Consider the following 13853-nt stretch of genomic DNA (forward strand, 5'->3'; position numbering starts at 1 on the left):
TTCCCAGTACCAAAATGAAGGCATCAAATCAAAAATGGAGACATTTTATTATGGTTGCACGCACGATAAAGTGTAGAGGAGGAAAAGAAAACGCTGTCATCTATAGATAGGTAGGTGCGGCTGCATAAAGGGAGACTAAGAGAAATGGCTAATGACTTCAAGGATACGAGTACAGAGGGGAATCATTCAGCGAGAAAGAATGGGCAAAAGACGGAGAAGTACGACGTTGTCGTTTGCGGGGGCGGTCTGGCGGGTTTCTGTGCGGCTGTTGCTTCGGCTAGACAAGGGGCGAAAACATGTTTAGTACAGGATCGCCCCGTCTTCGGAGGGAATAGCTCCTCCGAGGTCAGAGTGACGCCGCATGGTGCAGCTGCTTTTCATGTTTACGCCAAGGAAACCGGGATCATCTCTGAGTTATTGATCGAGGAACGCGCACGAAATCATGAGCCGATTTTCGAGAACGGCTGGACGAACAGCGTTTGGGATATGACGATGTATGATATGGCGCAGAGAACTGAGAATTTGACCTTCTATTTGAATACGACCATTCTGGATGTTCGGATGGCCAATGAGCGAAAGATCGCGTCGGTCGTGGGTTACGTAGCTAACGCTGAGATGGAGCTCGAATTAGTGGGTGATGTATTCGTTGATTGCACAGGCGACGGCATCGTTGCTGACCGTGCAGGGTGTGAATGGCGGATGGGCTCAGAGGGACGCGAGGAGTTTGGCGAGCCGCATGCGCCACTAAAAGCCAGCGGAGATGTGATGGGGAGTTCGTTACTCTTTAAAACAAAAGATCTTGGCTACCCAGCTCCGTTCACCGCTCCTGATTGGGCTGCGAAGCTAGATAATCCTGACTTTTTTTATAAACAGGGCCGGAATCCAAACGATATGCGCGGCGGTTATTGGTGGATCGAGATTGGTGTGCCATGGCATACGATTTATGAAAGTGAAGATATTCGCCATGAGCTAACGCGGTATGTCTTAGGTATTTGGGATTGGATCAAGAATAAGGATTCACTCACGAAAGAGCTGGCCGCCAATCACGCGATTGATTGGATAGGTCAGGTGCCAGGCAAACGAGAAAGCCGCAGAATTATGGGGCAGTATGTAATGACCGAGCATGATCCTTTGAACAACACCATATTTGAAGACGAAATTGCTTACGGAGGCTGGTTCCTGGATCTGCACACACCGGGTGGACTGCTTGCGCCCACGAGCGAGCATGCTAGCTCAGAAGGATACGATGAAACGTCCGAGTATATGGTCAAAAGCTACTGTGGCCCTTATGGTATTCCACTCAGGTCAACGATCGCCAAGGATGTCGATAACTTGATGATGGCTGGCCGGAACATTTCGGTGACACATGCAGCACTTGGAACCGTGCGCGTCATGGGGACGACCGCGCTTGTTGGGCAGGCGGTTGGAACGGCTGCTGCCATTGCACTGCGGAAAGGGCTGGTACTTGCCGATGTGCCGAGTCTGGCCATTAAGGATGTAAAGCAAACACTGCTTCGCGAGGGCTGCTTTCTGTTGAATACGACGAACGAGGACGAGCTGGATCTTGCACGCAGCGCGCAAGTGACGGCGAGCAGCCAAGCGGCGTTCTATGGCACCGAAGTGAGGGCGGATCTGAAAGCGTCTGGTGAACGGGGTCCTCAGGATGATTTTCTCCGTCAACGGAAAGGGCAATGGATGGCGATTTCGGAAGGAGTTTTGAACCGAGTTTCGGTTTGTTTGAGCAATTGGAGCGACACCCCTCAAATCGTGGAAGCGAAAATCATCCCTGTCGGTCATATTTGGGATTATCATACTGAAGCGAGTCCAGCCATTGCCGCAACGGAGCTGCTCATTATGCCGGGCAAGTATCAATGGATAGATTGGGATGTCCATCTGGACGAGACCACTGGCCTGAAGTCTGGCAGCTATGTTCGTTTGGACTTGCTTGCGAATCCCCACATCGTTTGGCATTGTTCTGACGGCATCGTGCCAGGGCAAACGTGTGCGTATGAAATGGGTGAAGGGAAGATGCGCCGGGATTGGAATGGGCCGACCCGCAGCTTCCGATTGGAGCCTCCGCAGTATGCCTACCGTCCTGAGCATGTCATTAACGGGGTGACTAGACCCTATCGGTTTACGAACCTGTGGCGGTCAGATCCGCGCGAGCCGCTTTCGCAATGGCTGGAGCTAAACTGGGAAGAGCATCAATCGATCAAACAGATTGAGATTACGTTCCCTGGCAGCCTTCTATGGGAATACCGTGGGTATGCGCCGTTTTATCGCGACCCGCAATGTCCGAAGGATTATCGGATCGAAGCCTTTGTTGGCGGCGCCTGGAAGCAGCTTCTTGAGATAAAGGGGAATTACCAGCGTCATTGCCGCCACTCGCTAGAGCAGCCAGTTCATACCGATAAGTTGCGCATCGTCATAGAAGCAACCAACGGCGACCCGTCGGCTGCGATCTATGAGATTCGTTGTTATTCCTAGTTGGAGGGTTTGTTGGAGCTATTCATAGAGGAACATTCAGTATCCAGGATTCTCGATCAATTTTGCATACATTTCGTACCTTTCGTTGACATAGACGGGGTCGAAAATGGTGATCAAGGTAAAGGAAGGGCACCACACGACCATAACCGGGATTACATCGATCAACCCATTTATGCAGCTACACCAGCGATTATGCGATATGTGAGTGGTCTGCAGCCCGAAGTCGGCATTGACTTCCATTGCCCGCACAAATGGGGCGAACGCAATGATCATGTCTTTTTCGTTAAGACAGGTACCGAGGCAGACCGCCGGATCGAGCGACTCGGGCAATTGCTGCATGATCTGACGCAGGGTTTAGACAGCAATCGAGAGATCCCGTACGATCCGACCTATGATATCGAGTTTGTCTCAGGCGCTGAAGATCTATATGAGTGAATCATAAAGGGAATAATAACGAAGCAAGCCCCGGTCGATATCGATACCGGGGCTTGCTTTCATTGCATGGTATTGCGAAACTCCTTGGGAGAAATGCCACAGTGGTTTTTAAAAGCCCGCGAAAAATGATAAGGGTTGCTGTAACCGACCTTTTCCGAAATTTCATGGATGCGCAATGCGGGGTCCTTCAAGAGTTTTTGCGCTTCCTCCATGCGTATCTTGGTTAGATAAGCAGTAAATGTCAACCCAATCCGTTCTTTAAACAGCTTGCTGAAATAAGAGTAGTTCATGGATACCCGATTTGCCACTTCTGCAAGTTGAATTTCTCGATAGAAATGCTGCCGAACGTATGACATCGCATCTCCAATGACGGCTCCCTCCAAACTCGTGCTTTCGGATACAAGCTGCTTGGCCGTATAGACATAACCTTTTAAATACTGACGAAGGTCATGCAGGGTATGGAAGCTGGCGAATGCCTGAGCCTGCTTGTTTTCTTCAAAGATGAGGCGGCCATTGAAATGCCGATGAATTTCCGTCATTAAGAGATCGAAGACGGCCTCCAACTGCTCTAGAGATATTCGCTCAACCAGACTATCGGGCAGCCAACGGTCGATCCAAAGATGGATACGCTCCAATTGAAGTGTTTCAACAGATTGCCGGAGCTCATCAATATCTTTGCGGGCGGGAAGCCACTCTTCCTGTCGTTTTGGAGGCTCATTCAGATACAGCACCGTGTCAGGCTCCCGTAAAATCCGGTAAGACATGGCAAGCTGTGCTTGCCTGTATAGCTGCGGCAAATCCTTTAATCCTCCGATCTTACTGACGGAAACGACGGGCTTATCCGAGCTATCCAGGCTCAGCTGTGCAACCGTCTCACGAAGCAGGGCGTCAAATGCGTCCAAAGGGAGCGTTTCAGCCAAGTTGAAAACAGCATAAACCTTCCCCTGCGTATCGTGAAAAGCAAGTATTTGCAACTGGGTTGTGCATTCGGTTAGGCGAATTGACTGATTTAAGCAGGCATCGGCGTGTGCCAGATCTCTGGTGCTGAAGGCCGCTGCACCCATGCTGAATAAACCAACGGCAAAGGAAGGATGGACAAAGAAACTATCGAGCATATGCCATGACTCCAGCGGGTCTGGAAGGTCATGTGCAGTAGTCATGAGAGAAGCGGGCTGCGGGAGGCGATCCGCTCTCTCAGCGGCAGCGTTCAGTAGGACATTCAGTCTTGCTGTGAGCAAAGTTTGCTCATCCTGCTGGTTTCGTTCCAACACGAGGGCTTGACGATTGTCCGCTTCGATTGCAGCGATTGCCGCCTGAACTTGGCCCGCCAGCTCTGCGGAGCTGGCGGGCTTAAGCAGATAATCAAGCACACCGTATTTAAAAGCCTCTCGGACATAGCTATAGTCGTCATGCCCGCTCAGCATAATAAATTTCGTTAGCGGCAGCTGCTGGGTGAGCTGACGAATCAGCTCAATGCCGTCCACTTCCGGCATACGCATATCGGTGATAATAATATGCGGCTTGAGCTCCTTGGCAGCCTGAAGCCCTTGCAGACCGCCGTAGGCAACATGAATTTTTCCCACAGCCGATAAACCGGCACGCTCCAGTTTAGCTTTGACCCCATCACCGATCAATTCCTCGTCATCAATGATTAATACACTATACATGGCTGTCCTCCTCTCTTGCATCGTAAGGAATCGTTAAAATCGTTTCGGCATATTGGCCTGGAGTACTTTCGAGCAGAAGGGGGTAGTCCTCTCCGTAATACAGCTTCAATCTTTCGTTAATATTGCCAAGACCAATGCTTTCCCTAAGGGGGCTGCTGCTTGGGGTATAGGCAGATGTACGGAACCGTGCATTTAGCTCATGCAGCCGCTCCGGTGCAATGCCAGGGCCGTTGTCGTGGATCGACAGCCGAATGGTGCTGTCCGGCTGTAGCGAGATGTCAAGCTCGATGCGCAGGGTTTCTTGCTGCGGGAAACCGTGCTTGATGCTGTTCTCGACGATGGGTTGCAGAATGAAGCGAATGATTTGAAAAGGAAGGAGCATGTCGGGCACCCGAATGCTTAATTCGATACTGTCGCCATACTTGATCTTCTGCAAGTTCATATACTGCTCCAGGTAGCGGATTTCCGCTTCCAGTGTTGTAAAACGGAACTGATTGTCCATGTTGTACCGCATCATTTTCCCAAAATCGGCCATAGCATCCGAGACGTCAAATTGACCGGCAAGCTCCATCTTGGCGCTGAACATATCGAGCGTGTTATAGATGAAATGCGGGTTGATCTGAGACTGGAGCGCGATGAACTGGGCATCCTTATGCATGGTTTCTTGGCGGATCCTTTCTTTCATCAGCAGGGTAATCTTATTTAACAGTAGGTTAAATTTCTCTGTGATCACCCCGAATTCATCCTGTCGATCATTCGGTATGGGTTCAAAGCCAGATTCGATGGCGTGTGCCATCTGCTGGATGCTTGTTTTCATTTTCCTTAAAGTGAATTTCAGCACGGAGTAAAAGGCGAACAACAGCAACACCATCGCCGTGAGGAAAGCAAGATTCGTTACCACCTGGAGGGAGCTGAACGATCTTGGCAGTGTAATCGTCATCAGCATGGATAAGCCCAGTCCCTTTAGCGATTCAGAGATCACTAGCTGGTTTCCTTGAATGAGATAGCTTCCAGGTAGGGGAGGTTCAACGGATGGAGCGCGATCAGATGCAACCTGGCCTTTAGGGAACAGAATGCGTCCTTGATCGTTCATGAGCACAATATACTGGTTGCTTTCTGCTATTCGTGCGATAGGATCAAGCAGATCGCTTGGCCGCACATCAACAAGGGTGAACCCGAGATCATTGTCCCCGAGTGAGATCATTTTCTGCATATACCCAAACGTTTCCCCAAGTTCCTGGCTACTCCGCATTACCCAAGCAGACTTTTTCTCGGAGTGCTTGAAGGCATCGTACCAAGGTTCCTGTAAAGCTTTCGTTTCATGGTAAAAGGCCCCGAATCCTTCCGGAATCGTTTCGTTGCTCATATACACCGATATTTTCTCTGTATTGATTTTTTGGAACAGCATAGCGTAATTAATGAGCGGTACGGCATAGCTGAAATAGTCATCTAAGGAATTATTGGCTTGCGAGTAGGGGGCATCCAAAAATTGCTGCAAGCGGTAATTGTACGTGATGCTGTTGCTAACGCTTTCAATGAGTTCAATTTTGTTCTCAATTGTAGATTTCACTTGCTTCAAGGTCATTTGCGAATTCGCAATCAACTGATCTCTCATGTAGCGTTGCGTTTGGTCGTAGGTATACAAGCCCAGAACGATGAATGGCAGCAGAATCAGCAGTACAAAGGCAAGTGTCACCTTACTTTTGAGGCTCATGGTGTTCAGATAGCGGCGCAATGGCAGACCTACTTTCTTGAGAGGAGTTGTTTTTAACCCTATTCGACAACCTGTGCAAGAAACCTTCCTCGCTACTTGTCTATCCAAAATGAAGGTATTAAAACAAAAATGAAGATATTTTTATAAGCGCTTACAAAACGTATAGTAGATTTATACTTCCGAAGTCGTTTGAAAGAGGCAAATCTCAGTAGATCGAATACGGATAAAATAATTGAACGTTATTCATGCGGGTGGGCATTCAATGAATAACGAGATAGGGGGAAAGAAGTGGAAAGAGCCGTAACGACAGATCGTCCTTTTCGTGCAGCAGGCAAAGCGGCTACTGGCAGACATACAAGATGGAAAAGCCAGTTCGCCCTGCAAAGCATGGTATGGCCAGGGGTGCTGTTCCTGCTGATATTTTCCTACATTCCCATGTATGGAATTTTAATTGCGTTCAAGGATTATGATCTATTCTTAGGTGTGTCGGGTTCACCTTGGGTTGGTTTGGCACATTTTCGGGAATTTTTTACCGATGCTAATTTTATGAACGTGCTGCGCAATACGCTGGCGATGAATATCCTCGTTCTCATTTTTGGATTCCCGGCGCCGATCGTGTTCGCGCTGTTTCTGAACGAACTGACGACCGCGAAGTTCAAACGCTTTGTGCAAACGATTTCTTATTTGCCTCACTTTGTCTCTTGGGTCATCTTTGGCGGTTTAATTATGACCGTGCTGTCGCCCTCGAATGGGGTCCTCAACATGCTCTTACTGCAGCTGCACTTCATCAATGAACCACTCAATTTCATGGGCAAGCCAGAGTTGTTCTGGTTCATCATGGTCGGGGCGGAGATGCTGAAGGGAATCGGTTGGGGAGCTATCATCTACATTGCGGCCATTGCCGGGGTCGATCAGGAGCTGTACGAAGCGGCCAAAATCGACGGAGCCGGCAGATTTCAGCGTATGTGGTACATTACGGTGCCCAGCATCATGGGGACGATCGTCATTATGCTTATTTTCGCTGTCAGCTCGATTCTGAATACTGGTATTGAACAGATGCTGGTCATGCAGAATCCGCTGAACCTGAATGTCAGTGAAACGATTGACACTTACGTCTACAAGGTGGGACTGCAGCAAATGCGGTATTCCTACTCGACAGCCGTGGGGCTTGCCAAATCACTGGTCGCCTTGATTCTGCTGATCGGTGCCAATCAAGTCACGCGTAAAATATCCGGCAACAGTCTGTTCTAACTTCACTCAGGAGGAGCCACTAATGAAAATCCGCTCAAGAGGAGATCAATGGTTTGATGCTTTCAACGTCTTCCTCATGCTGGCCGTCGTCGTCCTGACGCTTGCCCCCTTCTGGTTTGCGCTGGTCGGTTCATTGAATCAGGGAGTCGATTATATGAGGGGAGGCGTCTACTTATGGCCACGCGAGTTTACACTCGCCAATTATAGGTCGATTTTCGCCGATAACACGATTTACCATGCCTATTTCATCACGGTGTCTCGCTCGCTGATAGGCACGACTCTTCACGTCGCGTTTACTGCGCTGGTTGCTTATGGCATGTCGCGCAAAGCGTTGGCGGGGCGTAATGTGTATCTGATTATCATGCTGTTTACGATGTTTTTCTACGGCGGTTTGATCCCCACCTATTTGCTTTACAAGCAGCTCGGCTTGTTGAACAATTTCCTTGTTTACATTGTGCCGACGATGTTCAGCGTGTGGGATATGATTATTATCATGTCATTTTTCCGGACGATCCCGGAGTCGATTGTAGAATCCGCGAAAATCGATGGCGCTGGCGAATACCGCATTTTCCTGCAGCTCGTTCTTCCACTGACCAAGCCGGTTTTGGCTGCGATTGCGCTTTTCAACTGTGTGTATCACTGGAATGCCTATACGGATGCGCTATTCTTTACAACCAAGGACTATCTTGAGCCTGTGCAGCTGTTTCTAAAGCGAATCGTGACGGATGCATCGGTCGCGCAGAAGTTTGGTGAACAACTAGCGGGGAATATGCCGGAAGAAGCAAAGCAGATCAGTTCCGAAACCTTGAAGCTTGCGATGATGATGGCAACGACCGCTCCAATCTTAATTGTGTATCCGTTTCTCCAAAGGTTTTTCGTCAAAGGCGTTTTAATTGGTTCTGTGAAAGGTTAGTCTGTACAGCAAAAGCATGCAAGCGGGTTGCTTTTGCTGTACATTAACACTATATAGGCGTACATGAAGGGGAGGAAAACAAGTGCATAACAGAAAGCGTTTTCTCAAATCGGGAATTGTCTTAATGGTGATTGGTTCGTTATTAGCAGGCTGCTCTTCCGCAGGTGACAACCAAGGTAAGTCGTCTTCGGCTCCAACATCGTCGGAAACAGCATCCGCTTCACCGAAAGCAGCAACAGAGGACAAGTCGCCGATCAAGATTACCTGGTTTGTCGATCAGGATTACTACAAGAAGAACTGGGATGCGGTCAACAATCTGCTGGATAAAATGATTACAGACGCGACCGGCGTTTCAATCGATTTCACCTCAGGAAGTTCGGATAAGCTAAGCGCTATTATCGCAGCGGGGGACATTCCGGATGTGATCACTGTCGATAAAGGGTCCCCTCAGCGCGGAGTACTTGAGAAGTCCGGCTTGGTTGCACCGATGGATACCTTGATCGCGAAGTACGATCCATCCTTCAAGGTAGCAAAAACCATGCAGGATTGGTTCCGCAACCCGGACGGTCACTTCTATGGGTACGCGAGCTATTTCTGGGCCAAGGAAACGTTCCAGCCCGGCGACTATATCGCCAGCAACCAAGGATTATATGCACGTCAAGACATTATGGAGCAACTTGGCATCAAGGCCGACGATTTTAAAACGAAAGATGGCTTGGTCGCAGCGCTTCGCAAGGTGAAGGATTCGGGCGTTAAATATAATGGTTTTGCACTGACGCCTGCTTATTTTGACAGCTGGGTTATTTCCAGCTTCTTCGGGGCGCCTCGTGAGGATGCCCAAGGCAATCTCATTGACCGCGAGCGTACGCCGGAATCGCTGGAAGCGTACAAGTTCCTTAATCTTCTGTATCGTGAGGGCTTGATGCCGGAAGACAGCCAGACACTGAACAAGAATCAGGTTCAGGAAAAGGTTGCGAATGGTGCGGTATTCGCTTACACCAACAAGACTATTGACTGGAGCGCCCTGTATCAGAAGGATCCGAAAGCGACGTATGTGCATGTCGGGCCTGTCGTCGGCAGCAAGGGGAGCAAGCCATACGTTGACCCTGTCAATGTAACAGGTTGGACGCTGTCCATGGTTAGCTCCAAATCCAAATATCAGGATCGCATTATTAAATTATTCCATTATTTATCCACGGACGAGATGAGTCTGAATGTGAACTATGGTCCGAAAGGCGCAGCTTGGAACTTCGATGAGAATGGCAAAGTGAAGCTGACGGACGAGTTCAATAAGCTGAATGGGGAAGATGCGAACAAAGCCAAGCTGAAATATGGCAATGGCACACTGAACTGGCTGATCAACTGGGTACCGATTCAGAGGACTACGCCAACAACAAAGACGTTGGATAACACCTTGAAGAAACAAGCGACGGATTATTTTGCTCAATATACGTACGATATGCTTCCCTTCGAATCGACGACTCCGTTAGGCGGGACGAAAGAAGCGGGAATTAATGCGAAGATTGAAGAAAGCCGTGTGAAGGCAAGAGCCAAAATGTTCCTAGCCAAGTCGGAAGCCGATGTTGAAAAGTTCTATAACGAAGAGATCGAACAGGAAAAAAATCTCGGTTATCAGGAACTGCATGATTACCAGAACAATCAGTTTTTAAAAGCCAAAAAAGCGCTCGGCATTCAGTTTGCTTGGCCAACCAATCAAAAGAAATAAAGATTAGCATTTAATAGGATTGTACAACGGCATATGCAACGTTCGTGAGTGGATCTCTTTCTTCACACGCTTGCATATGCCTATTTGCGCGAATTAATAGGGGTAGAACAGCTTAAAAAGAAAGGAATTAAGCCGATGAGACAGATTGTAAATTTTAACACGGAGTGGTTGTTCTGTGCTCAGGATGAGCCGCAAAGCAAACACAAGAACTATAAAGATGATCATTTCGAGGAGGTTAATCTCCCGCATACCAATAAACTAGTTCCTCATCACTATTTTAGCGAATCGGACTATCAGTTTGTTTCTTGGTATCGGCGTCACTTTGAGGTCCCTGCGGACTGGACGGGGAAAAGTCTAATTGTGGAGTTCGATGGTGTGATGTCTGTAACGGAGGTTTATGTCAATGGAGCCTTAGTAGGTGAGCATCAAGGGGGTTATACTTCCTTTTCATTCGAGATAAGCGAATGGGTTATATGTGGGGAATCCAACGTGATTGCTGTCAGAGTTGATTCGACACGTAGACCAGATATCCCGCCGGAAGGGCGATTGGTCGATTATATGCTGTTCGGTGGCATCTATCGGAATGTCCGACTTATCGTGACGAACGCTGTGTATATCGAGTGGGCCTCTTATGAGTGGAAAGATGTGACTGCACAGGAAGCTTCGATGGATGGCACATTTCGGATTAACAATCGGGGTGAAGCGAGGACACTTATGCTGCACACCTCATTGCTCTCTCCCCTGGGTAAAGTCATTGAGCAAGTCATCATGCCAATCATCGCGGAAGCCGGGGAAACAGAAGTGAGTCAGCTGACGCTGCACGTGAAAAACCCGCATTTGTGGAACATCGACGATCCCTATTTGTATGTAGTGAGGACGTCCATGTGTGACACGGGGGTGGATAGCAGTGAGAATGATGATTTGAATACCAGGGTGGGTATACGAAGTGCTGAGTTCCGTAAGGATGGGAAATTCTATCTGAATGGACGTCCGCTTAAGCTGCGAGGCTTGAATCGCCATCAGATGTTCCCGTATTTGGGAGGCGCGATGTGTGAAAGGGGGCAGCGCAAAGATGCGGATATTTTAAAAGAGGAGCTGGGACTGAACTTTGTTCGCTCTTCTCACTATCCCGCAGATCCATCTTTTCTTGATCGCTGCGATGAGATTGGCTTGCTTGTCTTCGAGGAGCTGCCAGGCTGGCAGTACGTTGGTAATGCAGAATGGAAAAACAAGGCGCTAGTTCTGCTAGAAGAAATGATCGTGCGTGACCGCAATCACCCTTCGATCTTCTTGTGGGGCGTTCGTATTAATGAGTCTCAGGACGATACTGAGTTCTATTTGCAGACGAATGCGCTTGCTCGCAAGTTGGATCCATCACGGGCTACCGGTGGCGTGCGCGCTATACATGACAGCGAATTTCTGGAGGATGTTTTTACGTACAACGATTTCACACGTAATCGGGAAGGGAAAATCCTGCAGCCAAACCATTCGCCGTATCTCATTACGGAATATATGGGGCATATGTATCCGACGAAGTCGTATGACAGTGTGGAGCGGCAAATCAAGCATGCCCTTGGCCATGCTCAGATTCAGAACGGGCAGTATGGCGTGCCCCATGTTGCGGGAGCAGCTGGCTGGTGCGCGTTCGACTATAACACGCATCAGGATTTCGGCTCCGGTGATCGCATTTGCTATCATGGCGTCTGTGATATTTTCCGATTGCCGAAGTTTGCGGGACATTTTTACCGCAGTCAACAGGAGCCTAACAAGCAGTCTGTCGTATTTATTGCTCGTTATTTGATCCCGTCCTTTAATGAGGACTTTCGGGATGTCGTTCCTGTTTTCACGAATTGTGAAGAAGCGGACTTATTTATTAATGGGGTTCAAATTGCCTCAGAGCGCCCCGACTATGTGAATTACCCTAGCTTGCCCCATCCGCCGATTATGTTCACAGGCTGCAGTTGGTGGGAGTGGGGATCGAGTCTGCTAACGAGTCTCAAAGTTGTTGGCAAAATCGGCGGTATCGCAGTAGCCGAGCATGAGCTGTTTCCAATGGGGATTCCAGATCACTTGATCCTGCAGGCGGACGATCTCGAGCTTATCGCAGACGGTGCAGATTGCACCCGAGTCGTAGTTGCTTTGCGAGACAGCAAAGGGCAGACGCTGCAGCTTGCTCATCATGCGGTTTCATTCCATATCGAGGGTCCAGGGAAATTGATTGGCGAGAATCCCTTCAGCTTGGAAGCCGGCAGAGGCGCTGTGTATATTCAGGCGACCCGAACGCCAGGGACTATTCGTTGTATAGCAACAGTGAAGGGGGGGATGGCGGCAGAGGTGGTACTTCGAACGAGGGCGCTGCAAGCACAAATCGTTCCTGTTCCACAGCGAACCAAGCAACTCACATAGAAAGCACAGGCTTGTAAAGCACCAGTCTGTGCCATCGGATTAATGGAGGGATCGACTGTAATCGGAATCAAAGGACCTAAATGATGATGTACAAATCGATCCGTAAACGCTTGCACTCCTTGCTTATTTTTACCATGGTGCTTTCTGTTATTGGCAGCGGCGGTATCCTAGGCCATGCACCGACTGCTCAGGCAGTTGATGTGTGGAAACCCATCGACACAGAGCCGATGATCGTAACCGGCAGTGCCTTGGATTTATCCGGCATGAATGACGCGCCGGCAGGTTAAATATGGCTTCATCCAACAAGGCGGTGATGGCGACTACATGTTCGAGCAAGCGCCGCAAAAGAAGGTGAAGCTGTACGGAGCCAATTTAACCTGGAATATGTTCTACGACTCACATGAAGGTGCGGATAAAACCGCAGATCGCCTAGCGCGGTTAGGCTATAACGTGGTGCGGCTTCATACGCTGGACTCAATGGCCGATTGGGCACAGGGCATTTTTGTCCAAAATAAATCCACGACACCTCAATTGAATGCTGCCAGATTGGATAGCTTGGACTATTTGATTGCGAAGCTGAAGTCCAAGGGGATTTATATCACGATCGATATTTTCCAACTCTACGATTTCAAAGAGATCCCTGGGCTTGGCAATTATGCGGATGGGGCGAAATCCGCGTATTTGCTGCCACTTCTACCGCAAGCGCTCAATATGTGGAAGGCGATTGCTAACACATGGTTATCCCATGTTAACCCTTATACGGAACTCCCCTTGAAGAATGATCCCGTACTGATCGGTGTTAGCCCCTGGAATGAATCTTTACTCCTGAATATGGGTCTTAGCGGGATGACGAACGATCTTCGCGGATACATGCTTGAGGATTTTAACGATTATCTGATTGCGCATGGAAAGTCGGCCATCACGAGCTTCCCAAGCAATTATTGGAATGCTGCCAGATAGCAGTCGCATGCTGCTCACCTACACAACCGATGTGGCTGCTACCGGGGAGCAATATGTGACCTTGCCTTCCGGTTTGGTGGATTACCACAAGGGTACGCTGCCGACACTGGCGAAAGAGCAAACGGCGCAATTCACGTTAGCAACGAAAAAACCGGCAGGCGGATACAAAGCCTATAAGCTTGCGCTGAACGGTACGCGCCTTCAGGGTATCAAAACAAAAATGGCGATATTTTTATAAGCGCTTACAAAACCTATAATAAATTTAAATCACTTAGGGGTTGAAAGGAGGTGGTT

The 13853-nt window shown here is 48.9% G+C and carries 11 protein-coding genes; 9 read left to right on the top strand and 2 right to left on the bottom strand.

The annotated features are described in order from the left end of the window. Window positions 1-144 precede the first annotated feature (144 nt). Both NYR53_RS11425 and NYR53_RS11430 read left to right on the top strand, forming a co-directional pair. Window positions 145-2487, top strand: a complete 2343-nt coding sequence (locus NYR53_RS11425; protein WP_261305272.1) for an FAD-dependent oxidoreductase — start codon at window positions 145-147, stop codon at window positions 2485-2487. Between the two features lie 12 nt (window positions 2488-2499). Next, window positions 2500-2922: a hypothetical protein gene (locus tag NYR53_RS11430; protein WP_261305273.1), complete on the top strand. Its 423-nt coding sequence runs from the start codon at window positions 2500-2502 to the stop codon at window positions 2920-2922. A gap of 59 nt (window positions 2923-2981) precedes the next feature. On the opposite strand, the gene NYR53_RS11435 is transcribed toward NYR53_RS11430, so the two are convergent. Continuing rightward, window positions 2982-4589 (bottom strand): helix-turn-helix domain-containing protein, encoded by a 1608-nt coding sequence (locus tag NYR53_RS11435; protein WP_261305274.1) that lies wholly within the window; start codon window positions 4587-4589, stop codon window positions 2982-2984. Further along, on the bottom strand, window positions 4582-6303 hold the full coding sequence (locus NYR53_RS11440; protein WP_261305275.1) for a cache domain-containing sensor histidine kinase: 1722 nt from the start codon (window positions 6301-6303) through the stop codon (window positions 4582-4584). Before NYR53_RS11440 ends, NYR53_RS11435 begins: the two co-directional genes overlap by 8 nt. A gap of 288 nt (window positions 6304-6591) precedes the next feature. On the opposite strand from NYR53_RS11440, the gene NYR53_RS11445 reads away from it, so the two are divergent. The 7 genes from NYR53_RS11445 to NYR53_RS11475 all read left to right on the top strand — a co-directional run bounded on the left by NYR53_RS11445 (window position 6592) and on the right by NYR53_RS11475 (window position 13797). Beyond that, complete coding sequence (locus tag NYR53_RS11445; protein WP_261305276.1) at window positions 6592-7554, top strand: ABC transporter permease; 963 nt, start codon at window positions 6592-6594, stop codon at window positions 7552-7554. A 22-nt stretch (window positions 7555-7576) separates the two neighbouring features. Beyond that, complete coding sequence (locus NYR53_RS11450) at window positions 7577-8467, top strand: carbohydrate ABC transporter permease (protein ID WP_261305277.1); 891 nt, start codon at window positions 7577-7579, stop codon at window positions 8465-8467. 82 nt (window positions 8468-8549) lie between these two features. Continuing rightward, window positions 8550-10193, top strand: coding sequence for a type 2 periplasmic-binding domain-containing protein (locus tag NYR53_RS11455; protein WP_261305278.1), 1644 nt, complete (start codon window positions 8550-8552; stop codon window positions 10191-10193). Between the two features lie 135 nt (window positions 10194-10328). Beyond that, window positions 10329-12599, top strand: coding sequence for a glycoside hydrolase family 2 TIM barrel-domain containing protein (locus NYR53_RS11460; RefSeq protein ID WP_261305279.1), 2271 nt, complete (start codon window positions 10329-10331; stop codon window positions 12597-12599). A gap of 80 nt (window positions 12600-12679) precedes the next feature. Then, a complete protein-coding gene (locus NYR53_RS11465) occupies window positions 12680-12886 on the top strand; it encodes a hypothetical protein (RefSeq protein WP_261305280.1) in 207 nt (68 codons plus the stop codon). Then, complete coding sequence (locus NYR53_RS11470) at window positions 12867-13559, top strand: cellulase family glycosylhydrolase (RefSeq protein WP_261305281.1); 693 nt, start codon at window positions 12867-12869, stop codon at window positions 13557-13559. Before NYR53_RS11465 ends, NYR53_RS11470 begins: the two co-directional genes overlap by 20 nt. After that, window positions 13546-13797 (top strand): hypothetical protein, encoded by a 252-nt coding sequence (locus tag NYR53_RS11475; protein ID WP_261305282.1) that lies wholly within the window; start codon window positions 13546-13548, stop codon window positions 13795-13797. Before NYR53_RS11470 ends, NYR53_RS11475 begins: the two co-directional genes overlap by 14 nt. The last annotated feature ends 56 nt before the right edge of the window (window positions 13798-13853 follow it).

The organism is Paenibacillus andongensis, assembly GCF_025369935.1.
In the GTDB taxonomy this organism is placed as follows: domain Bacteria; phylum Bacillota; class Bacilli; order Paenibacillales; family NBRC-103111; genus Paenibacillus_E; species Paenibacillus_E andongensis.

Bases quoted from the DNA above. Each gene is read 5' to 3' on its own strand.
- NYR53_RS11465 (WP_261305280.1), top strand. From the start codon at position 12,680: ATGATGATGTACAAATCGATCCGTAAACGCTTGCACTCCTTGCTTATT.
- NYR53_RS11440 (WP_261305275.1), bottom strand. From the start codon at position 6,303: ATGAGCCTCAAAAGTAAGGTGACACTTGCCTTTGTACTGCTGATTCTG.
- NYR53_RS11475 (WP_261305282.1), top strand. From the start codon at position 13,546: ATGCTGCCAGATAGCAGTCGCATGCTGCTCACCTACACAACCGATGTG.
- NYR53_RS11460 (WP_261305279.1), top strand. From the start codon at position 10,329: ATGAGACAGATTGTAAATTTTAACACGGAGTGGTTGTTCTGTGCTCAG.
- NYR53_RS11470 (WP_261305281.1), top strand. From the start codon at position 12,867: ATGACGCGCCGGCAGGTTAAATATGGCTTCATCCAACAAGGCGGTGAT.
- NYR53_RS11435 (WP_261305274.1), bottom strand. From the start codon at position 4,589: ATGTATAGTGTATTAATCATTGATGACGAGGAATTGATCGGTGATGGG.
- NYR53_RS11425 (WP_261305272.1), top strand. From the start codon at position 145: ATGGCTAATGACTTCAAGGATACGAGTACAGAGGGGAATCATTCAGCG.
- NYR53_RS11450 (WP_261305277.1), top strand. From the start codon at position 7,577: ATGAAAATCCGCTCAAGAGGAGATCAATGGTTTGATGCTTTCAACGTC.